This window comes from Cupriavidus sp. 10L43_2, from assembly GCF_056395265.1.
Map to the genome: position 1 here is coordinate 66365 of NZ_JBFTJE010000007.1, position 23100 is coordinate 89464.

General features: G+C 65.9%; 22 protein-coding genes. 18 read left to right on the forward strand and 4 right to left on the reverse strand.

Annotated elements, in window-relative coordinates; all coding sequences use genetic code 11:
• Positions 1-14: 14 nt before the first annotated feature.
• The 7 genes from AC1DEL_RS12380 to AC1DEL_RS12410 all read left to right on the forward strand — a co-directional run bounded on the left by AC1DEL_RS12380 (position 15) and on the right by AC1DEL_RS12410 (position 6259).
• Positions 15-1361: a DUF4123 domain-containing protein gene (locus tag AC1DEL_RS12380; protein ID WP_477125801.1), complete on the forward strand. Its 1347-nt coding sequence runs from the start codon at positions 15-17 to the stop codon at positions 1359-1361.
• 6 nt (positions 1362-1367) lie between these two features.
• A complete protein-coding gene (locus AC1DEL_RS12385; RefSeq protein ID WP_144203205.1) occupies positions 1368-1925 on the forward strand; it encodes a DUF3304 domain-containing protein in 558 nt (185 codons plus the stop codon).
• Entirely contained in the window at positions 1922-2434 is a 513-nt protein-coding gene (locus tag AC1DEL_RS12390; RefSeq protein ID WP_246119050.1) for a DUF3304 domain-containing protein, read from the forward strand. Before AC1DEL_RS12385 ends, AC1DEL_RS12390 begins: the two co-directional genes overlap by 4 nt.
• 2 nt (positions 2435-2436) lie before the next feature.
• Positions 2437-3906 (forward strand): T6SS phospholipase effector Tle1-like catalytic domain-containing protein, encoded by a 1470-nt coding sequence (locus tag AC1DEL_RS12395; protein WP_477125802.1) that lies wholly within the window; start codon positions 2437-2439, stop codon positions 3904-3906.
• A 159-nt stretch (positions 3907-4065) separates the two neighbouring features.
• Complete coding sequence (locus AC1DEL_RS12400; RefSeq protein ID WP_477125803.1) at positions 4066-4983, forward strand: hypothetical protein; 918 nt, start codon at positions 4066-4068, stop codon at positions 4981-4983.
• A 47-nt stretch (positions 4984-5030) separates the two neighbouring features.
• On the forward strand, positions 5031-5504 hold the full coding sequence (gene nudB, locus AC1DEL_RS12405; protein ID WP_092291829.1) for a dihydroneopterin triphosphate diphosphatase: 474 nt from the start codon (positions 5031-5033) through the stop codon (positions 5502-5504).
• Positions 5501-6259: an endonuclease/exonuclease/phosphatase family protein gene (locus tag AC1DEL_RS12410; protein WP_177219860.1), complete on the forward strand. Its 759-nt coding sequence runs from the start codon at positions 5501-5503 to the stop codon at positions 6257-6259. Before nudB ends, AC1DEL_RS12410 begins: the two co-directional genes overlap by 4 nt.
• A gap of 10 nt (positions 6260-6269) precedes the next feature.
• On the opposite strand, the gene mobB is transcribed toward AC1DEL_RS12410, so the two are convergent.
• Positions 6270-6782 carry a molybdopterin-guanine dinucleotide biosynthesis protein B gene (gene mobB / locus AC1DEL_RS12415; RefSeq protein ID WP_092291833.1) on the reverse strand — a complete coding sequence of 171 codons (513 nt, stop codon included), beginning with the start codon at positions 6780-6782 and terminating at the stop codon, positions 6270-6272.
• A 93-nt stretch (positions 6783-6875) separates the two neighbouring features.
• Here mobB and clsB point away from each other — a divergent pair, with 93 nt between their 5' ends.
• The 7 genes from clsB to AC1DEL_RS12450 all read left to right on the forward strand — a co-directional run bounded on the left by clsB (position 6876) and on the right by AC1DEL_RS12450 (position 16697).
• Positions 6876-8207 carry a cardiolipin synthase ClsB gene (gene clsB / locus AC1DEL_RS12420; RefSeq protein ID WP_441644837.1) on the forward strand — a complete coding sequence of 444 codons (1332 nt, stop codon included), beginning with the start codon at positions 6876-6878 and terminating at the stop codon, positions 8205-8207.
• 379 nt (positions 8208-8586) lie between these two features.
• Positions 8587-9177, forward strand: a complete 591-nt coding sequence (locus AC1DEL_RS12425; RefSeq protein WP_092291837.1) for a TetR/AcrR family transcriptional regulator — start codon at positions 8587-8589, stop codon at positions 9175-9177.
• Positions 9178-9265: 88 nt separating this feature from the next.
• Entirely contained in the window at positions 9266-11053 is a 1788-nt protein-coding gene (locus tag AC1DEL_RS12430) for an acyl-CoA dehydrogenase C-terminal domain-containing protein (protein ID WP_477125804.1), read from the forward strand.
• 85 nt (positions 11054-11138) lie between these two features.
• Positions 11139-13565, forward strand: coding sequence for a 3-hydroxyacyl-CoA dehydrogenase/enoyl-CoA hydratase family protein (locus AC1DEL_RS12435; RefSeq protein WP_477125805.1), 2427 nt, complete (start codon positions 11139-11141; stop codon positions 13563-13565).
• Positions 13566-13586: 21 nt separating this feature from the next.
• Positions 13587-14786, forward strand: a complete 1200-nt coding sequence (locus tag AC1DEL_RS12440) for an acetyl-CoA C-acyltransferase (protein WP_092291843.1) — start codon at positions 13587-13589, stop codon at positions 14784-14786.
• Positions 14787-14922: 136 nt separating this feature from the next.
• Positions 14923-15879, forward strand: coding sequence for a DegV family protein (locus AC1DEL_RS12445; RefSeq protein WP_477125806.1), 957 nt, complete (start codon positions 14923-14925; stop codon positions 15877-15879).
• 41 nt (positions 15880-15920) lie between these two features.
• Positions 15921-16697: an enoyl-CoA hydratase gene (locus AC1DEL_RS12450; RefSeq protein ID WP_092291847.1), complete on the forward strand. Its 777-nt coding sequence runs from the start codon at positions 15921-15923 to the stop codon at positions 16695-16697.
• 18 nt (positions 16698-16715) lie between these two features.
• On the opposite strand, the gene AC1DEL_RS12455 is transcribed toward AC1DEL_RS12450, so the two are convergent.
• Positions 16716-17120, reverse strand: coding sequence for an acyl-CoA thioesterase (locus tag AC1DEL_RS12455; RefSeq protein ID WP_092291849.1), 405 nt, complete (start codon positions 17118-17120; stop codon positions 16716-16718).
• 97 nt (positions 17121-17217) lie between these two features.
• Between AC1DEL_RS12455 and AC1DEL_RS12460 the strand changes: the two genes are divergently transcribed.
• The 4 genes from AC1DEL_RS12460 to AC1DEL_RS12475 all read left to right on the forward strand — a co-directional run bounded on the left by AC1DEL_RS12460 (position 17218) and on the right by AC1DEL_RS12475 (position 22018).
• On the forward strand, positions 17218-19119 hold the full coding sequence (locus AC1DEL_RS12460; protein ID WP_092291851.1) for an ABCB family ABC transporter ATP-binding protein/permease: 1902 nt from the start codon (positions 17218-17220) through the stop codon (positions 19117-19119).
• Between the two features lie 182 nt (positions 19120-19301).
• Positions 19302-20360 (forward strand): ABC transporter substrate-binding protein, encoded by a 1059-nt coding sequence (locus tag AC1DEL_RS12465; RefSeq protein ID WP_092291853.1) that lies wholly within the window; start codon positions 19302-19304, stop codon positions 20358-20360.
• Positions 20360-21229 (forward strand): ABC transporter ATP-binding protein, encoded by an 870-nt coding sequence (locus AC1DEL_RS12470; protein ID WP_477125844.1) that lies wholly within the window; start codon positions 20360-20362, stop codon positions 21227-21229. Before AC1DEL_RS12465 ends, AC1DEL_RS12470 begins: the two co-directional genes overlap by 1 nt.
• A 15-nt stretch (positions 21230-21244) precedes the next feature.
• Entirely contained in the window at positions 21245-22018 is a 774-nt protein-coding gene (locus tag AC1DEL_RS12475) for an ABC transporter permease (RefSeq protein WP_092291857.1), read from the forward strand.
• 19 nt (positions 22019-22037) lie between these two features.
• On the opposite strand, the gene AC1DEL_RS12480 is transcribed toward AC1DEL_RS12475, so the two are convergent.
• Positions 22038-22496, reverse strand: a complete 459-nt coding sequence (locus AC1DEL_RS12480) for an Lrp/AsnC family transcriptional regulator (RefSeq protein WP_092291859.1) — start codon at positions 22494-22496, stop codon at positions 22038-22040.
• Between the two features lie 6 nt (positions 22497-22502).
• Positions 22503-23033: a cysteine dioxygenase family protein gene (locus tag AC1DEL_RS12485; RefSeq protein ID WP_477125807.1), complete on the reverse strand. Its 531-nt coding sequence runs from the start codon at positions 23031-23033 to the stop codon at positions 22503-22505.
• Positions 23034-23100: the final 67 nt, after the last annotated feature.

Below are 23100 nucleotides of genomic sequence, written 5' to 3' on the forward strand. Positions count from 1 at the left end.
GACGACAGATTTTCATGCCACTTGAAGCTCGTAACGCATGGCTGGCGCGGTTCCGCGCCCAGTACACCAACCTGAAGGCCGCGCATCCTCAGGCGCGGCTTTACGCCCTGATCGATACCTCCACGGTCAGCCATCGGGATCAGCTCCGGCTATCGGACGCCCTGAAACGGGTAACCCGTCTTGCGCTGTATAGCGATACCGGACTGGATGACCTCACGGAAACCGGGCCCTTCCTGCTTGCCTGCCCAGAGCCGGACGGTGTGGCGTCCCGCACCCTGTACCACTCGCTCAACAACCTGAGCGTGGACGATTGCCGAACCGTGTCGTGGATATGGACGATACATCCCGCCGCGGCCCTCATCGGGCATCTGCAAACCTTGCTCCACGCACGGCTCGGGCCGGACGATGTGGACGCATGGTTCTTCTTCCATCAACCGGCTTACCTGCCTGTGCTGCATGGCGCGTTGCCTGAGGCGACACGCCGCTACATGTTCGGGCCGTTCCTCGCGTGGTGGTGCCGCGATCCGTGCGGAGAACTGGTCGAGCTTGCCGGCGAAAACCTGCCTTTGCCGCCGGCATGGGACGCCTTTCCCGTACCGAAGGACGTAATGAATGCCCTCGATCGAGCCGGCGCACCTGCCCAGGTGCTCGCCTGGCTGCAAACATTCGATCCGTCGCAACTGCATGGGAGCCGTGCCAGTGCGCAACTGCAGCGCATAACTTCGCTTGTCGAGAAGGCCATGTCGTATGGCATTACCGAAAAGATCGATCTTGGCGTGTATGCCGCCTACGGGCTTCGTTACGGCGCGGCCTACGACGAACATCCTGCGGTGCAAGACGTGCTGACCCGGCTTCGCAATACAAGGCCCGCCCTGATCGATGCGTACGCCGCGCTGGATGAAGGCGTTTGGCCAGCGGCACGCGAAATTGCCATGAGGCGTGCGGGGGAGCTGGCAACCCAGGCGCATCAGGAAAAGCTGCGCAAGCAGGGTTGCGTGCAGATACGCGTGCGGGTGCTGAATTGCAACCAGTATCGACAACGCGATATTTGCCTGCACTTTGAATGCGGCGGCGTCAGCCAGGTGTCCTCACTGTGCGGCGAACTGCAAGGGACCATGCACGCGCCCGTCGAGATGGACGTCCCCGCCGTGGCGATGCCATTGCCGGGAGCGCAGGCCACTGTCAGATGGATCGCACACTATGCCAATTGGGAATGTGCTGTTGAAGTCGAGGTGACAGGTGAACTTCCCAAGGCCAGGGACACCGGTCTGGCAATCGTCAAATTTGGACCCGGTCGAGGGGTCTCCATCACGCTGCACGCTGAAGACCCGAAGCCGGGCAGCGCAATAAAAGGAGAGTAATTCAGCATGCCACACATCATCATGAAAACGATATCGCTGTCATCCATTGCGCTGCTTCTTGGCGCGTGTGCGTCCGGTAGTGTTTCGACAGAGCCTGCCAAACACGTTGAAGCCGGTTCGTTGAAGAAGGTCGGCGTCCTGATGGTCAACTATACGGACTTCGAGGTTTCAGCCGTGCTCATTGACACCGGCGCCAAAGAGCGTGTCGGGCTTGCGGGACCCGTCCGCGCGCGCGAGTCGGGCGGGGTAGGGCCAGCAAGGTGCTGCTACGAATTACCGAAGCCGGGCGCGCCAATAACGATTTACTGGAAGAGCCCAACCATGGGGGAACACCAGCACATCAAGCGAACGGCTGTGCTGACCGGGCAGGCACCAGCCGACCCCAATCAGTTCTCGCACCTCATCCTCCGGTTCATGAATGATTTTCCCGCGGCCACCATTCAGGCTGAGTACATCTCCGACGAGGAGCTGAAGGCCGGCCGCGCGAGCAAACGTATCGATCCGTTGCTATGGCCGGTCCTGGACCAACTCGCTTCACCCTCGGAACGGGGGATGAAGCAATGAGACGGATTGCATGCGGGCTGATTGTGATGGTGCTGGTCACGCTCGGTGGGTGCGCGATGGGCCAGTCGGGAAGAGATGTCAGGGCGGGGGCGTGGGCCGCGAACTACACCGAGGACTATATCTACGACTACTGGATTCAGACGGTCTCAGGCAAGGACACCGGAGTGGGCGGTATACAGGTTAAGGAATTCTCCAGAGGGGGAACCAGTGGAAGCATATGCTGTTCGCGGATGCCGGGTGTCGGTCAGACGATCAAGGTCGTATGGCGAGTGGGCGGACGTCAGGACGACAAGTCCATGTGGAAAACCTACAGCCGGGATGTCGTCGTGAAAGGGACGATGCCGAAGCCGGGCTACAAGCTGCAGAGCTATCTAGTGGTCCGATTCTTCCCCAATCATGAGATCGAGACGGAATTGCTTTCTGGGGACGGCGATCTAGGCCCCGGAAATCCGCGGATGGACAGAATTTTCTTTGTTGGCCCGCGCGTAATGCGCCAAAAGGGAGAATAACGATGCAAGACTGGTTCACCGATAGCCACGATACTTTCCATCGGGCGCTCAAGACCGCCACGATGCTGCACGACGAAGCGTTCACGACCTGCTCGACCTGCGAGCAGAAGCCGTGGTTCAGCTTTTTTTTTGATGGCACAGGAAACAACCTTAAGTTGGACGAACCGGCGAAGAAGTTGTCCAACATCGCACGGCTCTATGCGGGACACGACGAGGAACGACCGCTGATCTGGAGGTTTTACTACCCAGGCGTTGGCACACCGCTAGATGCCAGTAATCCAAGCTGGTGGGAATGGATTCGCGACAGCGAGACATTGGGCGGGGGAGCCGGATTGGGCGCAGATGCGCGATTAGCGTTGGCCGAGGCAGATCTTCGAGATAGATTGAAAGCCAACCACAAAGTCACCCGCATCGATATCGCCGTATTTGGCTTCTCCCGCGGCGCGGCGCTTGCGCGTGCCTTTGTACACCGGCTGTTGACACAATGCGAGATGCGGCATGGCGCGCCCTTCTGGCCTTGCCGCACAGCAGTCGATGGTGAAGCCGCGCCGTTGCATATCCGGTTTCTGGGTCTGTTCGATACCGTCGAGTCCGTCGGGCTGCCGGGGCACAACCTCAATAGCGACATGTGGATGCGTATTCCTGATCAGGTGGAGCGATGCTTTCACATCGCGGCCGGACACGAGCTGCGGGCCTATTTCCCGCTGACGCGAGCGCACGATGGCGGCGCACCGGTTGAAAAGCTGATCTGGCCCGGGGTTCACTCTGACATCGGCGGCGGCTATCGCCCCGGCGAACAGGCCCGTTCCGACCTGCTGGCGCGTATCGCCCTGAACCGCATGCGCGTGGAGGGCGCCATCAGCGGTGTGCCATTCACTGCGCCGTCGCTCGCCACCAAGGATGTCCATGACCTGTTTGAATACGACGAGGATGTCAAAGCGCTATTCGACGAGTACATGGGCCATATCGAGGCGGGCGGCACGCTCGAGGCGCAGATCTTCGGACACATGCGCCTTTACTATGGCTGGCTAAAGGGGCGGTTCCAGCAGAAGCCTTGTGACATCTACAAGAACGTGTGTTCGACTGACCCGGAAGTACAGGCGCAGCTGCAACGCATTCAGGCGTTTCATGAACGCCTGAAGGTCGAAATGGACACGATGAACTGGCGCAGTTATCTGACCGAGCTGTGGAAGACCAACCGCAGTGAATACGACCGCACCATCGATGCGGCCGGCGGTCCGCGCAGCCCGATGAACCAGCCGCTGTCCAACGAGGAAGCCGCCTACTGGGAAGCCTGGCTGAATCCCCCGAAGCTGTCGCCGGGCCTGCTCCGACTGTTCGACCACTACATCCACGACTCGCGCGCGGGGTTTCTGCGCGTGGACCACAGCGGTTATCTGAGGCCGCGAGAACTGATCGCGCCCTCCGGCGCAGAGCAGCCGCTGAATTCGGCGATGGCTCCCATTGCTTGAATTGAAACAAACGTCGATAGTACGCGGGGATTTCGCCCTCGAACACCAATAATCTCGTTTCCATTTGTTACGAATAGGAACGAAGCCTCCCGCAACAATGTCTCCCTAGGTTGAAAAACCCATAATCAACCGTGCCGCGCCGTCTGGGAGGACGAATCTGTGAACCTCGATATCGAACAAATCCGCCAGTTCCTGCAGGCGCATGCGGAGACCATCCTGACGTGGCTGGTGGCTGGCCTGGTGATGATGTTGCTGGCGAAATTCGAGCTGCGTCGCGCGGTGCGCAAGTCGGCACAGGCGATGTCCGAATCGGTGGCGACGACGGTGGCGGCCTGCGTGCCCGATATCGCCCATGCGGCGCAGACGGCGCATCCCATTGCTACAGGCCCCGATGGCGCCGAGCCGGTCACGGCCCAGCGTGCCGATGCGCTGCGCCGCCTGTCGCTCGATACCGTGGCGACTGTCATGGCCCGCGGGCGCTGGCTCGAGGATGTCGGCAACCTGCGCCTGGCCGAGGACGCGCTACTGACCGGCCGGCGTGCCGGTGGCGCGGACCCGCTGCTGGTCGTCGCCCCGCAACCGGTCGTGCAGGCCTACCTGACCGCTCAGCGTACGTTCGAGGATGAAGCCGCCCGGCTCCAGACCCATCGCCGCGAGGCGCTGACGCTTCAGGAGGCGCTCCAGGCGCTGGTGGCGGAAGCCGCCCATGTCGAACAGGAAACCGCCAGCATCGTGATGCGCTTCGAGCAGGTCAACGCCCAGGCCGCGCAAGGCGTGGAAGCGGGCGATTACCAGCGCTTCCTGATCCAGAAGTACAACCAGCTGGGTCAGCGCGAGAAGGACATTGGGCAGGAACGTGCCGAGCTGGCCGCGCAACTGCGCGAGAGCACCGATGCGTTGGCCGAGCATGCCCACGTGGCCTCGCAGCGCTACACGCAGGCGCTGGCGCCGCTGATGCAGCAACTGCGTTCTGCGTGGGGCCATGGCGATTCGCCGGACGTCTTCGAGACCTGGCTGCGCCACGCCAAGCCGGAAGACGGGATGCCGGCACCTGCCGCCGATCGCTCGGCGGCCTGAGCGGAGGGGTTTGCGCTATCCTTGGGTTTGTCCTTCCAACGCGCCCCATGCCCTACAAGATTCCCGAATCGGTGCTGGTTGTCATCTACACGCCAGACCTGCAAGTCCTGCTGATCGAGCGCGCCGACCGGCCCGGCTTCTGGCAGTCGGTCACCGGCAGCCTGGACGCCGAGGACGAACCGCTGCCAGTGACCGCCGCCCGCGAGGTGGCCGAGGAAACCGGCATCATCGCCAGCGCGCATAGCCTGACCGACTGGCAACACACCATCACGTACGACATCTACCCCCAGTGGCGCCACCGCTACGCGCCCGGGGTGGCACGCAACACCGAGCACTGGTTCGGGCTGTGCGTGCCCGCACCTCTTAATGTGACGCTAGCGCCGCGTGAACACCTGCGCTACGCGTGGCTGCCCTGGCAGGAAGCCGCCGAGCGCTGCTTTTCCAGCAGCAATGCGGAAGCGGTGCGCCAGCTGGCCTGGCGGGCGGCGGCGGGGCTCGACGTCACCTCGGGAGCGGCATGATGAAGCTGCGCGTGGTCACGTACAACATCCACAAGGGCGTGAAGGGGTTCAGCGGGAAGCCGCGCATCCAGAATGTACGCACCGGCCTGCAGACCATGAACGCGGACATCGTCTTCCTGCAGGAAGTCCAGGACCGCAACGACCGGCTGGTTGCCGCCGAGTTGTTCGACCCTGACCACACCCAGCTCAACTATCTGGCCACCGACGCCTATCCGCATTCGGTCTACGGCCGCAACGCGGTCTACGATCACGGCCATCACGGCAACGCGATCCTGTCCCGGCATCCGATCCTGATGTCGGAAAATCTCGATATCTCCGATCACCGCTTCGAGCAGCGCGGCCTGTTGCACGCGGTGGCGGACATCAACGGCGTGGAGGCGCACCTGATCTGCGTGCATTTCGGCTTGTTCGCGCGCAGCCGGGCGCGGCAGGCGAGCGCGCTGGTGGAGCGTGTGCGCGCCGTGGTGCCGGCCGATGCGCCGCTGGTCATCGCCGGCGATTTCAACGACTGGAACCATCGGCTGGACGCCCAGATCTGCAACACGCTCAACGCGGTGGAGTCGGCGCACGCCAAGAGCGGGCGTATCCACACGTTTCCGAGCCATATGCCGTGGTGGCAGCTGGATCGGATCTACGTACGGGGATTCGAGATCGAGCGCACCCAGGCGCTGACCGGCCGCGAATGGGCCGAGCGTTCGGACCATGTGCCGCTGGTGGCGGAGCTGGCCCGCCGGGTGGCGATTCCCGAGGCGTAGTGCCCCGGGGTTACAGGCTGATGAGGGCGGTGCGGATCCAGTGGTAGATGGCGTCTGGATCGGCGAGGTCGAGTACCGGCAGCGCCGTTTGCGTGGCAACTTCGGCCGGGGCGTCCGTCGCCACGGCGACCACGCCGGGCACGTCGCGCCAGAGCGGCGGCTTGCCGTGGGCGGGCCGATAGACCTCGAGCTTGGGGAAATCGCTCCATTTATAGCCTTCGACCAGCACCAGGTCGGTCTCGGGCGGCAGCACGGCCAGCGCCTCGCTGATCTCGGGCGACGGCTTCGATTCCGGGTAGTGGCGCATCAGCGTCAGGTGACGCGCGCCGACCAGCACGACGTTCTCGCAGCCGCCCGCGCGCATGCGCCAGGAGTCCTTGCCGGGGGTGTCGGGGTCGAAGCCGTGGTGGGTGTGCTTGATGCCGGCTACCCGCAGGCCGTCGGCCACGAAGCGGGGAATCAGCTGGTCCAGCAGCGTGGTCTTGCCGCTGCCCGACGCACCGGCGATGCCGAATACCTTCACAATTCTTTCCGTTTTCCGCCACACAATGGCCCGACAATAGCAGAGTTGGCCAGGGCGATGTGCAGGAGCCGCCCGTTATCCGATAATCAAGCCATGTCACGGATCTACGACCGGGTCGACCGCCCCACACCTGCCTCGACGCCCCAGGCTCCGGCGCCGCCCATTCCCCCCAAGGCAGCGCCGGCTGGCGCCGCCCTTCGCACGCCGCTGCTGCGCTGGGGCCGCCGGCGCGGCAATCCGGTGCCCGGCAATGCCGTGGAACTGCTGCGCAATGGCGAAACCTTCTTCCCCGCCCTGATCGCCGCCATCGGCGCGGCCACCCGCCACGTCGTGCTGGAGACCTATATCTATGCCGATGATGGGGTAGGCCAGCGCGTCAGCGAGGCGCTGATCGCTGCAGCGCAGCGAGGCGTGGACGTACGGCTGGTGGTCGATGGCTTCGGCGCCGGCGACATGCCCGAAGCCCTGCAACAGCGCCTCCGGGCCGGCGGGGTGAAGCTCGAGATCTACCGGCCACTGCGCGGCTTCAAGTTCGCGCGCCGGCATCTGCGCCGGCTCCACCGCAAGATGGCCGTGATCGACGACAGCGTGGCGTTCGTCGGCGGCATCAATATCATCGACGACCACAACCACGGCCCGCTCGACCTGCCCGAACTCGGCCCACGCTACGACTTCGCCGTGCGGGTATCCGGGCCGCTGGTCGCGCAGATCGCGCTGGCGTCGGCCCGGCTCTGGTTCCGCATCGCCCAGCGCCGCGGCCTGCGCGAGACCGCCGAGGCCTTCGCCGAGGTGGAGACGCTGACCACGGCCGCCCGCCAGGCGCGGCGCAACGTGCAGCCGGGCGGCGTGCCGGCCGCGTTGCTGCTGCGCGACAACCTGCGCAACCGCCGCACGATCGAGCGCGAGTACCTCTACGCGCTGGGCGCGGCGCGGCACGACGTGATCCTCGCCAATGCCTACTTCCTGCCGGGCCACAAGATGCGCCGCGCGCTGCTGGCCTGCCGCGAGCGCGGCGTGCGGGTGCGGCTGCTGCTCCAGGGGGTGGTCGAGTACCGGCTCCAGCATTTCGCCACGCACGCGCTCTACGCCACGCTGCTTGAGGCGGGCGTGGAGATCTACGAATACGAGGCGAGCTTCCTGCACGCGAAGGTCGCCGTGGTCGACGATACCTGGGCGACGGTCGGCTCGAGCAATATGGACCCGTTCAGCCTGCTGCTGGCGCGCGAGGCCAACGTGGCCGTCTACGACACCCACTTCGCGAACGACCTGCGCGGGCACCTGGAACGGGCCATGGCGCAGCGCAGCGCGCGCGTGGTGCCGGAGGCGCACGCGGGCCTGCCGCGCCTGCGGCGGTTTGCCAACTGGGCGGCCTACTATGTGTTGCGCGTCGGCGTCGTCATCGCCGGGGTGACGGGGCGGTACTGAATGCCTCGACGTATGGCCGCGCGCGTGGCGTTACCATGCTGCCCTGCCGCACGCGCCATCCCGCGCGCGCTGGTGCCGGGCGGTTTTAAGCCGTTGCTGCAATGCGTGGTCAACGCAGGGCCCGCACCGTCTGTTTAGAAACCCCGGTCTAATTAATTGCTTGATGCCAAACGGCCTCGCCAGAATAATCTGAACGACCGTTCTTTTTTGGCTTAGACTGCGTGCATTCGCGACTTGCCACGGCTTTACGGCAGCCGCAATGCCAGGTTCAAAGCAAAGTCAGGTCATAGGCAGCGCCCGGGAAGTGCGCTGCGAGAACGGAGAGAACACCATGCGACACCAGTCAGTCCGTCTTGAATCCGCCGCCGCACCCGCGCCCTTGCGCAAGGGTGAGATGACGCGCGTGGCGATTCTCGATGCCGCACTGGAATTGTCGTCCCGCGACGGGCTGGAAGGGCTGACCATCGGCCTCCTCGCGGAACGCATGCAGATGAGCAAGAGCGGCGTATTCGCGCATTTCGGTTCGCGCGAGGACCTGCAGGTGGAAGTGGTGCGCGAGTATCACCGCCGGTTCGAGCAGGAGGTGTTCTACCCCTCGCTGCACGAGCCACGCGGTCTGCCGCGCCTGTGGTCGATGGTGCGGCGCTGGATGGAAAAGCGCATCCAGGAAGTGACCACGGGCTGCATCTACATCAGCGGGGCGGTCGAGTACGACGATCGCGCGGAAAGCCCGGTGCGTGACGAGCTGGTCAAGAGCGTCACGATCTGGCGGGCCGCGCTGATGCGCGCGATCGACCAGGCCAAGGAAGAGGGGCACCTGCGCGCGGACTGCGATCCGCGCACGATGCTGTTCGAGATGTACAGCCTTGAACTAGGCTTGCATCACGACGCCCGTTTCCTGCGCCTGCCGGACAGCGCCGAACTTGCCATGGTCGCGCTCAACAAACTGATTCAGTCTTACCGAACCTGACGCCGCCCCCGGCAACGGTCTCGCCCCCTCCCTTCAGGCGGCGCGGCGCGTGCGTGTGGCGGCATCGCAAACCTCCAAGGAGTTTTTGATGGGCCAGTACACCGCACCGTTGCGCGACATGCAGTTCGTGCTCCATGAACTGCTCGGCGCAGAAGCCGAACTCAAGGCGATGCCGACGCACGCCGACATCGACGCGGACACCATCAACCAGGTTATCGAGGAAGCCGGCAAGTTCTGCGCCGACGTGGTCTTCCCGCTGAACCAGCCCGGCGACCGCGAGGGCTGCACCTACGAGGGCGACGGCGTGGTCCGCGCGCCCAAGGGCTTCAAGGAGGCCTACCAGCAGTACGTCGAAGCCGGCTGGCCGGCGCTGGCCTGCGACCCCGAGTTCGGCGGCCAGGGCCTGCCCATCATCATCAACAACGCGCTGTACGAGATGCTGAACTCGGCCGGCCAGGCGTGGACGATGTACCCGGGCCTCTCGCACGGCGCCTATGAGGCGCTGCATGCCCACGGCACGCCGGAGCTGAAGCAGACCTACGTGCCCAAGCTGGTGTCCGGCGTGTGGACCGGCACGATGTGCCTGACCGAGCCGCATTGCGGCACCGACCTCGGCATGCTGCGCAGCAAGGCCGAGCCGCAGGCCGATGGCTCCTACCTGATCTCGGGCACGAAGATCTTCATCTCGGCCGGCGAGCACGACCTGGCCGAGAACATCATTCACCTGGTGCTGGCCCGCCTGCCGGACGCCCCGCAAGGCACCAAGGGCATCTCGCTGTTCGTGGTACCGAAGTTCATCCCCGATGCCGGTGGCAACCCGGGCGAGCGCAACGGCATCAAGTGCGGCTCCATCGAACACAAGATGGGCATCCACGGCAACGCCACCTGCGTGATGAACCTGGACGGCGCGCGGGGCTGGCTCGTGGGCGAGGCGAACAAGGGCCTGAACGCGATGTTCGTGATGATGAACGCCGCGCGCCTGGGCGTGGGCGCCCAGGGCCTGGGCCTGACCGAGGTGGCGTACCAGAACTCGCTGGCCTACGCCAAGGACCGTCTGCAGATGCGCGCGCTGACCGGCCCGAAGGCGCCGGAGAAGCCGGCCGATCCGATCATCGTGCACCCGGACGTGCGCCGCATGCTGCTGACGCAGAAGGCCTACGTCGAAGGCGGCCGCGCGTTCAGCTACTGGACCGCGCTGCAGATCGACCGCGAGCTGTCGCACCCCGACGCCGCCGTGCGCAAGGAAGCCGGCGACCTCGTGGCGCTGCTGACGCCGGTGATCAAGGCCTTCCTGACCGACAACGCCTTCACCTCGACGAACGAGGGCATGCAGGTGTTCGGCGGCCACGGCTACATCGCCGAATGGGGCATGGAGCAGTACGTGCGCGACGCCCGCATCAACATGATCTACGAAGGCACCAACACGATCCAGGCGCTGGACCTGCTGGGCCGCAAGATCCTGGGCGACATGGGCGCCAAGCTGAAGGCGTTCGGCAAGATCGTGCAGGACTTCGTCGAGGAAGAGGGCACCAACGAGGCGATGCAGGAGTTCGTCAACCCGCTGGCCGACATCGGCGACAAGGTGCAGAAGCTGACCATGGAAATCGGCATGAAGGCCATGGGCAACCCGGACGAAGTGGGCGCGGCCGCCGTGCCGTACCTGCGCGTGGTGGGGCACCTGGTGTTCTCGTACTTCTGGGCCCGCATGGCCAAGCTCGCGCTCGAGAAGGAGGGCAGCGGCGACAAGTTCTACACCAGCAAGCTGGCCACGGCGCGGTTCTACTTCGCCAAGCTGCTGCCGGAAACCGCCGCGGAGATCTGCAAGGCGCGCGCCGGCTCGGCCACGCTGATGGCGCTGGACGCCGACCTGTTCTGATTTGCCGGCAGGCGCGCGCGGCCATCCGCCGCCGCGCCTGCCCGTACCTCACATCCTCTCAACGCTCACAGACTGAGGAGCGCGCATGTCCAATTTCATCGTCAAGAAAGTCGCCGTGCTGGGTGCCGGCGTCATGGGGGCGCAGATTGCCGCCCACCTGGTCAACGCCCGCGTGCCCGTGGTGCTGTTCGACCTGCCCGCCAAGGAAGGCCCCAAGAACGGCATCGCCCTGCGCGCCATCGAGAACCTGAAGAAGCTCTCGCCCGCGCCGCTCGGCATCAAGGATGAGGCCGGCCTGATCCGCGCCGCGAACTACGAAGATGACATCGCCCTGCTGGGCGAGTGCGACGTGGTGATCGAGGCCATCGCCGAGCGCATGGACTGGAAGCACGACCTCTACAAGAAGGTGGCCCCGCACCTGGCCCCGCATGCGATCTTCGCGACCAATACCTCGGGGCTGTCGATCACCGCGCTGTCGGATGGCTTCGACGCTGGCCTGAAGGCCCGCTTCTGTGGCGTGCACTTCTTCAACCCGCCGCGCTACATGCACCTGGTGGAGCTGATTCCGACGGCCACCACGCAGCCCGAGATCCTCGACCGCCTGGAAGCCTTCCTGACCACCACGCTCGGCAAGGGCGTGGTGCGCGCCAAGGACACGCCGAACTTCATCGCCAACCGCGTCGGCATTTTCTCGATCCTGGCCGTGTTCGCCGAGGCCGAGAAGTTCGGCATTCCGTTCGATGTCGTCGATGACCTGACCGGTTCCAAGCTGGGCCGCGCCAAGTCCGCCACGTTCCGCACCGCCGATGTGGTGGGCCTGGACACCATGGCGCACGTGATCAAGACGATGCAGGACAACCTGACCAACGACCCGTTCGCACCGGTCTACCAGACGCCGGCCGTGCTGAAGGGGCTGGTCGATGCGGGCGCGCTGGGCCAGAAGACAGGCGCCGGCTTCTACAAGAAGGAAGGCAAGGCGATCAAGGTGCTGGACGCCAAGACCGGCCAGTACGTGGAGTCGGGCAAGAAGGCCGACGAGATCGTGGTCCGCATGCTCAAGAAGGAGCCGGCGGAGCGCATCAAGCTGCTGCGCGAATCGACCAACCCGCAGGCGCAGTTCCTGTGGAGCGTCTTCCGCGACGTGTTCCACTACATCGCCGTCTACCTCGAACAGATCGCCGGTTCGGCGGCGGACGTGGACCTCGCCATCCGCTGGGGCTTCGGCTGGAACTCGGGCCCGTTCGAAGACTGGCAGGCCGCCGGCTGGAAGCAGGTGGCCGAGTGGGTCAAGGAAGATGTCGATGCAGGCAAGGCGCTGTCGAACGCTGCGTTGCCCGCCTGGGTGTTCAGCGGTGCCGTGGCCGAGAACCAGGGCGTGCATAGCGCCAAGGGTTCGTGGTCGCCGGCGACCAGTTCGTTCGTCCAGCGCGCCGAACTGCCGGGGTACCAGCGCCAGGTGTTCCGCGCAGCGCTGCGCGGCACCGACGCGGCCGATCCGCGCACGGCTGGCAAGACTGTCGAAGAGAACGATGCGGTGCGCATCTGGACCAGCGCCGGCGCCGACGACGTGCTGGTGGTGTCCTTCAAGAGCAAGATGAACACGATCGGGCCGGATGTCATCGACGGCCTGACGCGCGCCATCGACCTGGCCGAAGCCGGCTACAAGGGTCTGGTGGTGTGGCAGCCGACCTCGCTGCAACTGGGCGCGCCCGGCGGTCCGTTCTCGGCCGGCGCCAACCTCGAAGCTGCCATGCCCGCGTTCATGATGGGCGGCGCCAAGGGCATCGAGCCGTTCGTCAAGAAGTTCCAGGACGGCATGATGCGCGTGAAGTATTCGGCCGTGCCGGTGGTGGCGGCGGCGTCGGGCATCGCGCTCGGCGGTGGCTGCGAGCTGATGCTCCATTCGGCCAAGCGTGTGGCCGCGCTCGAAACCTACATCGGCCTCGTCGAAGTGGGCGTGGGCCTGGTCCCGGCCGGTGGCGGCCTCAAGGAGGCGGCACTGGCTGCCGCGCGCGCGGCGCAGGCGGCGGGCAGCACCAACTACCTGCAATTCCTGACCAACCGCTTCCAGGCGGCGGCGATGGCGAAGGTGTCCACCTCGGCGCTCGATGCGCAGCAGATTGGCTATCTGCAACCGACTGACACCATCGTCTTCAACGTCCACGAACTGCTGTACGTGGCGCAGAGCGAAGTGCGCGCGCTGGCCAACGCCGGCTACCGCGCCCCGGTGCCCGGCGCGCTGGTGCCGGTGGCGGGCCGCTCGGGCATCGCCACCATCCAGGCGTCGCTGGTCAACATGCGCGACGGCAACTTTATCTCGGCCCACGATTTCCTGATCGCCACGCGTATCGCCGAGGCCGTGTGCGGCGGCGACGTGGAAGCCGGCTCGCTGGTCAGCGAGGACTGGCTGCTGGCGCTGGAGCGCCGCGCGTTCATCGAGCTGCTCGGCACGGGCAAGACGCAGGAGCGCATCATGGGCATGCTGCAGACCGGCAAGCCGGTGCGCAACTAACAGGCCAGAATAGGAACCGACATCATGAAACAACTGCAAGACGCCTACATCGTCGCGGCCACCCGTTCGCCCATCGGCAAGGCCCCCAAGGGCGCGTTCCGGAACACCCGGCCTGACGACCTGCTCGCCATGATCCTGCGCGCTGCCGTGGCGCAGGTGCCCAATCTCGATCCGGCGCTGATCGAAGACGCCATCGTGGGCTGCGCCATCCCCGAAGCCCAGCAGGGCCTGAACGTGGCGCGCATCGGCGCGCTGCTCTCGGGCCTGCCAAACACCGTGGGCGGCATCACCGTGAACCGCTTCTGCGCCTCGGGCGTGTCGGCCGTGGCGATGGCCGCGGACCGCATCCGCGTGGGCGAGTCGGACGTGATGATCGCCGCCGGCGTGGAATCGATGAGCATGGTGCCGATGATGGGCAACACGCCGTCGATGTCGCCGTCGATCTTCACGCGCGATGAGAACGTCGGCATCGCCTACGGCATGGGCCTGACCGCCGAGAAGGTGGCGACCCAGTGGCAGGTCAGCCGCGAGGATCAGGACGCGTTCTCGCTGGCGTCGCACCAGAAGGCGATGGCCGCGCAGCAGGCCGGGGAGTTCGCCGACGAAATTACCCCAATCGAGGTAACCGAGAAGTTCCCGGACCTCGCCACTGGTCAGGTCGGCGTCAAGACGCGTACTATCTCGCTGGACGAGGGTCCGCGCCCCGACACGTCGCTGGAAGGCCTGGCCAAGCTGCGTCCGGTGTTCGCCAACAAGGGCAGCGTGACGGCCGGCAACAGTTCGCAGACGTCGGACGGCGCCGGCGCGCTGATCCTGGTCTCGGAAAAGATCCTCAAGCAGTTCAATCTCGTGCCGCTGGCCCGCTTCGTGTCGTTCGCGGTGCGCGGCGTGCCGCCCGAGATCATGGGGATTGGTCCGAAGGAAGCGATTCCGGCCGCGCTGAAGGCTGCGGGGCTGACGCAGGACCAGATCGACTGGATCGAACTGAACGAGGCCTTCGCCGCGCAGTCGCTGGCGGTGATGCGTGACCTGGCGCTGGACCCGGCCAAGGTCAACCGGATGGGCGGCGCGATTGCGCTGGGCCACCCGCTCGGTGCCACGGGCGCGATCCGCTCGGCCACCGTGGTGCACGCGCTGCGTCGCCACAACCTCAAATACGGCATGGTGACCATGTGCGTCGGCACGGGCATGGGCGCCGCCGGTATCTTCGAGCGCGTTTAAACGCGCCAGGGGCAGCGCGCCACGGGGACAGCCCGGCGGGTGGGCTGTCCCGAACCCTCTGATCAGGTGAAGAACGTAGTGCGATGGAACGGAGAAGCCACACACTGAAACGCTTGATACGGAGGAACACAATAATATGCAGGAGACAGCTATTCTGGCCGACGCGGCATGCGACATGCCGCGCGCAATGATGGACGCGCTGGGCGTCCATACCATCCCTTTCCGGATTCGCGCTGGCGACCGCTTCGTGGTCGACACCCGCGACGAAGCCGCGCTGCCCGACCTGTACCAGCAGTACCTGGTCGGCAAGCAGGACCACTACGCCGAATCGATCCCCCTGCTCGAACGCGAGCTGGAAGACCATCTGCTCAAGCATGTGGTGGCCGGCTGCGACCGTGCCATCCTGCTGACGATTGCCAGCACGCGCAGCAAGTTCTACGCGAACGCCACCGGCGCCGTGGTCGGCACCGTGGCGCGCAGCTTCAAGCTGCGCAAGGACGCCGGGCGCAGCGGCCTGTTCGACCTGACCGTGATCGACACCGGCGCCATCGGCCCGGGCCAGGCGCTGATCGTGCGCGAGGTGGCCCGCATGCTGGGCCACGGCGCTGACGCCGCGGCGATCTCCCATGCCGTGGAGACCCGCCTGCGCGACGCCGCCCACATGATCATGGTGCCGAACGAGCTGCTCTATATGTATACGCGCGCCAAGCAGAAGGGCGAGAACAGCATCACCTGGGGCCGCTACATGCTGGGCAATGCGTTCAACATCCGCCCGATCATCCGCATGCACCAGGGCGAGACCGAGGCGATTGCCAAGGCGCGCGGACAGGAGGACGGCATCCGCCGGCTGCTGGCTCATGCCGAGAGCTGCGTGCGGGCCGGCTGCCTGCTGACGCCGGACATCTCGGTGGCCTATGCCGGCAATATCGACGAAGTGCGCGCGTGGCCCGCGTGGCAGTCGCTGGCCGCCACGGCCGAGCGCGCCGGCGTGGAGCTGATGCTGGCCCCGATGAGCCTGACCGTGGCGCTGAACATCGGCGCCGGCGCGTTCAGCATCGGTTACCTTTCCGAAGTGCCGCCACCGTTCGTATGAGCGGCATCCCAATGAGCTAGACGAGACAGACGAGGTTTGACATGAGCATTGCCACACGAATCGACCAGGGCATCCTGACCATCGGCTTCGACCGCATCGACAAGAAGAATGCGATCACGGCCGCGATGTACCAGACCATGGCCGATGCGCTGCGCGCGGCGGAGACTGACGCCGCCGTGCGTGTGATCGTGATCGAGGGCAAGCCGGAGATCTTCACCGCCGGCAACGACCTCGAGGACTTCATGAAGCGCCCGCCGTCGCACGGCGCGGATGGCACGCCGGCGCCGGTGTTCCAGTTCCTGCATGCGATCAGCCACGCGAGCAAGCCCGTGGTGGCGGCGGTCAGTGGCGCGGCGGTGGGCATTGGCACGACGCTGCTACTGCATTGCGATCTCGTCTACGCCTCGGACACGGCGAAGCTGTCCCTGCCGTTCGCGCAGCTCGGCCTGTGCCCGGAGGCGGCGTCGAGCCTGCTGCTCCCGCGTCTGGTCGGCTATCAGCGCGCTGCCGAGAAGCTGATGCTGGGCGAGGCGTTCAGCGCGCAGGAGGCGCTGGCGATGGGTCTGGTGACCAAGGTGCTGCCGGTGGCCGAATTGCAGGACTACGTGCGCCAGCAGGCGGCCAAGCTGGCCGCGCTGCCGGCGTCGTCGCTGCGCGAGACCAAGCGGCTCATGAAGGGCGACGACGTGGCAGCCGTCGAGCAGAAGATGGGCGAGGAGGGCGAGGTGTTCCGGCGCATGCTGGTGGCGCCGGAAGCGAAAGAGGCGTTCTCGGCGTTCTTCGAGAAGCGCAAGCCCGATTTCTCGAAGTTCAGCTAAGACGCGAGCGTTGGCGCTTCAGGCGGTCGGGAGGGTTCTCGGCTGCCGCGTATCGTCGGTGGCCACGTAGGTCAGCGTGGCCTCCGTCACCTTCACGCATTCGTGGCTGTGGCGCATGCGTTGCGCGTAGACCTCCACCGACACGGTGATCGAGGTCCGGCCGGTCTTGACGATATCGGCATAGAAGCTCACCAGATCGCCCACCATCACCGGGTGCTTGAACAGGAACGAGTTCACGGCCACCGTGGCGACGCGGCCCTGGGCGCGCTCCACCGCCGGGATCGAACCGGCGATGTCCACCTGGGACATGATCCAGCCGCCGAACACATCGCCATGCACATTGGCGTCGGCGGGCATCGGCACCACGCGGAGGGCGGGGTTCTTGCCGGCGGGCAGTTCGGAGAGCGGGGCAGGATGGTTCATATCGGCAGGAAGGTAAGGCGGGGTGCGGGGGAATGTCATGGCCTGCCGGGATGTGCGATCTCTGCGACAATCGCGRCATTGGCAAGAATTCTAACGTATGCGCCGCTACTCCACGTCCGCCGATTCCCCCCCCGAATCGGCCAAATCGCTGTTCCCCGCCGGCGGCAAGCCCCGCAGCGACTGGCAGACCGTCCGTAACCTGCTGCCCTACGTCTGGCACTACAAGTGGCGCGTGATGCTGGCGCTGACCTGCCTGGTGGCGGCCAAGGTGGCCAACCTCGGCGTGCCGGTGCTGATGAAGAAGCTGATCGACAGCATGAACATCGCCCCCGGCGATACCGCCGCGCTGCTCGTGGTGCCGGTCGGCCTGATCGTCGCCTACGGGGTGCTGCGGCTCTCGGGCACGCTGTTCACCGAGTTGCGGGAGATCCTCTTTTCGAAGGTGACGCAGAGCGCGGTGCGCGAGATCGCGCTGCAGGTCTTCCGCCATCTGCACGCGCTGTCGCTGCGCTTCCACCTGGACCGGCAGACCGGCGGCATGAGCCGCGACATCGAGCGCGGCACGCGCGGCATCCAGTCCCTGATCTCGTACTCGCTGTACAGCATCCTGCCCACGCTGGTGGAGATGTCGCTGGTGATCGGCTTCTTCGTGGTCCGCTACGACATCTGGTTCGCGGCGATCACCACCTGCGCGCTGGTCGGCTACATCGTGTTCACCATCGTCGTGACCGAGTGGCGCACGCACTTCCGGCGCAAGATGAACGAGCTGGACTCGCGCGCCAACCAGAAGGCGATCGACTCGCTGCTGAACTTCGAGACCGTGAAGTACTTCGGCAACGAGGAATACGAGGCCCACCGCTACGACGAGAACCTGCGCACCTACCGCACCGCCGCGATCCGCTCGCAGAACTCGCTGTCGTTCCTGAACTTCGGCCAGCAGACCATCATCGCCCTGGGGCTGATCCTGATCCTGTGGCGCGCCACGGTGGGCGTGGCGGCCGGCACGCTGACGCTGGGCGACCTCGTGCTGGTGAACACGCTGATGATCCAGCTCTATATCCCGCTGAACTTCCTCGGCGTGATCTACCGCGAGATCAAGCAGTCGACGACCGACATGGACCGCATGTTCGTCCTGCTCGGCACGAACCAGGAGGTGGCCGACACGCCCGGGGCGCTCCCGCTCCAGGTGCGCGGCGCCGAGGTGCGCTTCCGCCATGTGGGATTCGGCTACGAGAGCAACCGGGTGATCCTGGACGACGTCGATTTCACCATCGCCGCCGGGACGACCACCGCCGTGGTCGGCCACAGCGGCTCGGGCAAGTCCACGCTGGCGCGGCTGCTGTTCCGCTTCTACGACGTGTCCCGCGGCGGGATCGAGGTCGATGGCCAGGACATCCGCAACGTGCGCCAGTCGAGCCTGCGGGCGTCGATCGGCATCGTGCCGCAGGACACCGTGCTGTTCAACGACAGCATCTACTACAACATCGCCTACGGCCGGCCGGAGGCCACGCGCGACGAGGTCATCGAAGCCGCGCGCGCGGCCCAGATCGACACCTTCATCCGCGAACTGCCGCAGGGCTACGACACCCCGGTGGGCGAGCGGGGCCTGAAGCTGTCCGGCGGCGAGAAACAGCGCGTGGCCATCGCCCGCACGCTGCTCAAGAATCCGCCGATCCTGGTGTTCGACGAAGCCACCTCGGCGCTTGATTCGCGCACCGAGCAGGCCATCCAGGCCGAACTGATGCGGCTGGCGCAAAACCGCACCACGCTGCTGATCGCCCACCGGCTCTCCACCGTGGTCCACGCCGACCAGATCCTGGTGATGGATCACGGCCGCATCGTCGAGCGCGGCACGCATGCCGAGCTGATGCGCGCCAACGGCCGCTACGCGGAGATGTGGCTGATTCAGGCGCGCAGCGCGGCGGAGGGGGCGGTGGAGGCGGCGTCGCCGTCCGACGTGCTCGCCATCGACGTCGGCGACGCCACGCAGGACGCCTGAGATTGGCTTGGGATTGTCGACAATCGCTGTCGGCAACCCCGTCCCACAGAGCGCCGCGCACAATCATGGTTCGTCAATGCACGGCGCGCGTGCCCCGGATCGGGGCATGACACCCATGTGAAAAGCTGGCACGCGCCTTGCGAAAAGCCTTCCCAGGAGAGATCAACAACTGGAGAAGGTTCATGCCGCAATTCGCCGCGCGCCGTCATCTGCTGAAGCTGTGTACCGCATTGGGCACCACCATGGTGCTGTCGACACTCTGTGCAGGCACCGCTCAGGCGCAAGCCGCCACCAAGGTCCGCTTCCAGCTCGACTGGCGTTTCGAGGGCCCGTCCGCGCTGTTCCTGCTGGGCGAGCAGAAGGGCTACTACAAGGCGGAGAAGCTCGACGTGTCCATCGACGCTGGCAACGGCTCGGGCAACGTGGTCAACCGCGTGGCCTCCGGCACCTACGACATGGGCTTCGCCGACCTGGCCTCGGTGATGGAGTTCTACGGCAATAACCCGGACGCCAAGAACAAGCCGGTGGCCGTGATGATGGTCTACAACAACACGCCGGCCGCCGTGCTGGCGCTGAAGAAGTCCGGCATCCGCGCGCCCAAGGACCTGGCCGGCAAGAAGCTCGGCGCCCCGGTGTTCGATGCCGGCCGCCGCGCCTTCCCGATCTTCGCCAAGGCCAATGGCCTCCAGGCACAGTCGTTCAACTGGCAGGCGATGGACCCCACGCTGCGCGAGACCATGCTCACGCGCGGCGACCTGGACGCCATCACCGGCTTCTCGTTCACGTCGATCCTGAACCTGAACGCGCGTGGTGTGAAGGATGAGGACATCGTCGTCCTGCCGTACCCGCAGTTCGGCGTGAAGCTGTACGGCAACGCCATCATCGCCTCCGAGCAGTTCCTGAAGAGCAACCCGGAGACGGTCAAGGCGTTCCTGCGCGCGTTCTCCAAGTCCGCGCGCGACGTGATCGCGCATCCCGAGGAAGGCATCAAGGCCGTGAAGGCCCGTGACGGCATCATCGACGAGAAGCTGGAAGTGCGCCGCCTGAAGCTGGCGCTGGACAGCGTGGTGAAGTCGCCCGATGCCAAGGCCGAGGGCTTCGGCCGCGTGAGCAAGCCGCGCCTCTCGCTGATGGCGTCGCAGGTGGCCGATGCCTTCGGCACCAAGGGCCGGATCAACCCGGACACGCTCTGGACCGACGCCTACCTGCCTTCTGCCGCCGAACTGGACGTCCTGCGATGATGATGGCGCGAGAAAGCCTGTCCCCCGCCTCGGGTGGGGCGGCCAGCGGGGTCACGGAGGCCACCCTGGCTTCCCCGAAGCCGTTCGTCGATTTCAATCGTGTCTGGCTCGCCTATGACGACGACCTGGCCCGGCGTGGCGAGTTTGCCGTGGAGGACATCTCGCTGCAGGCGGCGCAGGGCGAGTTCATCGCCATCGTCGGGCCGTCCGGCTGCGGCAAGTCCACCTTCATGAAGCTGGCCACCGGGCTGCGGCCGGCCACGCGCGGCGTGGTCAGCATCGCGGGCGAGAAGGTGAACGGCCCGCTCAAGCAGGTCGGCATGGCCTTCCAGGCGCCGACGCTGCTGCCGTGGCGTACCACGCTCGACAACGTGATGCTGCCGCTGGAGATCGTCGAGCCGTACCGCTCCACCATGCGCGCCAAGCGCAAGGAGTACGAGGCCCGGGCGCGCGACCTGCTCAAGACCGTCGGCCTGGCGGGCTACGAGGACAAGTTCCCGTGGCAGCTGTCCGGCGGGATGCAGCAGCGCGCGTCGATCTGCCGCGCGCTGATCCACCAGCCGCGCATGCTGCTGCTGGACGAGCCGTTCGGCGCGCTCGACGCCTTCACGCGCGAGGAACTCTGGTGCGTGCTGCGCGACCTCTGGCAGGCCCAGCGCTTCAACGTCATCCTCGTCACGCACGACCTGCGCGAGGCCGTGTTCCTGGCCGACACGGTCTACGTGATGAGCGCCCGCCCGGGCCGCATCCTGTTGCGCAAGGAGATCGACCTGCCGCGTCCGCGCGCGCTCGACGTCACCTATTCCGAACCGTTCGCCGAACGCGTGCACGAGTTGCGCGAGAAGATCGGCCACGTCCGCCAGCAATAAGAAGCGATCCACACCATGGCAACCATGACTTCCACCCAGGCAAAGCGCGTGCAGCGCGTGGCGCCGTGGCTCCTGCTGGGGGCTTTCCTGATGGTCTGGCAGGGCGCGTGCCTCGCTTTCCAGATCTCCGATTTCATCCTGCCGAGCCCGTCGGCCATCGTCGCCTCGCTGACCGAGTACAGCGGCGTGATCGCCGGCCATGCCTGGCGCACGTTCTGGACCACGATGGTTGGTTTTGGGCTGGCGATTGGCGTCGGTGTGGTGCTGGGCCTGCTGATGGGCTCGTCGAAGCTGGCCTACGCGGCCACCTACCCGCTGATGACCGCCTTCAACGCGCTGCCCAAGGCCGCCTTCGTGCCGATCCTCGTGGTCTGGTTCGGGCTGGGCGCCGGGCCGGCCATCCTGACGGCGTTCCTGATCTCGTTCTTCCCGATCATGGTCAACATCGCCACCGGGCTGGCCACGCTGGAGCCGGAACTCGAGGACGTGCTGCGCGTGCTCGGCGCCAAGCGGCGCGACGTGCTGCTCAAGGTGGGTCTGCCGCGCGCGATGCCGTTCTTCTTCGCCTCGCTGAAGGTGGCCATCACGCTGGCCTTCGTCGGCACCACGGTGTCCGAGATGAGCGCCGCGAACGAGGGCATCGGCTACCTGCTGGTGTCGGCCGGCTCGGCGATGAAGATGCCGCTGGCGTTTGCGGGGCTGGTCGTCATCGCCGTGATGGCGATGGGGATGTACGAGCTGTTCGCGGTACTGGAAAAGCGCATGACGGGCTGGGCGCACCGGGGCTGATGCGCCCCGCAGGCGCCGCTCAGGCGTAGTCCAGCGGTAGCGCCGTCGTGTACTTGATTTGTTCCATCGCGAAGCTGGAGCTGACATCGGCCAGTTCCGCGCCCTGGATCAGCTTCTTGTACACGGCGTCGTAGGCGGCGATATCGGGCACCACCACGCGCAGCAGGTAGTCCGTGTCGCCGGCCATGCGGTAGAACTCGGTCACTTCGGGGATCGACGCCACCAGCCCGTGGAAGGCCTTCAGCCATTTCACGTTGTGCTGGTTGGTCCGGATCGACACGAAGACGGTCACGCCCACATTGAGCTTGCCGGCATCCAGCAGCGCCACGCGCTTGCGGATCACGCCCGATTCCTCGAGCTTCTGCACCCGCCGCCAGCACGGCGTGGACGTGAGGCCGACCTGCTCGCCGATATCGGCGACGGGCACGGTGGCGTCTTCCTGGAGGATCTCCAGGATCTGGCGGTCATAGCGGTCCATGAATCCTCAACTGACGATGGTATCCACCAGCAGGTTCACGCCGGTGGCGATGCGGTCCTGGTCCACGCCGTAGATATGGAGCGACACCGCCACGGCGTCGCTGGCATTGCCCAGCGCGTGGATGTGCTGCAGGCCGGCCGGCACGCTGAAAGTGTCGCCGGCCTCGCGGGTGACCGCGTTGACCTGAGATGCGGTGCGGTCCTCCGGGTTCCAGCGGTAGTGGCGCTCGGCCAGCGTGCCGCGCAGCACGCGGTAGGCGCACCAGGTGCGATGGCCGTGGACGGGGCTGAACTGCCCCGGCCGCCAGACCAGCACCATGACCGAGAACCGTTCGAAGGGATCGGCATGGACCAGGTGCCGCGTATAGCGGTCCGGACTGCCTTCGAGCGCGCCCGGCGGCAGGCTGGCGAGCAGCGTGTCGGCGTCCGGCAGGCTGGCCGCCACGTGCGCCGCCACCATCCGCGCGCTCTGGGCGAGCGTGGCTTCCATGCCGGTGGCGAGCGTGGAAAAGGACGAAGGGAGGACAGATGGCTGCATGGCGGTTGCGGGGGCAGGATGGGATCCCATTCATCTTAGTCGGCCCCCCTGAGCAAGAATATCCAAT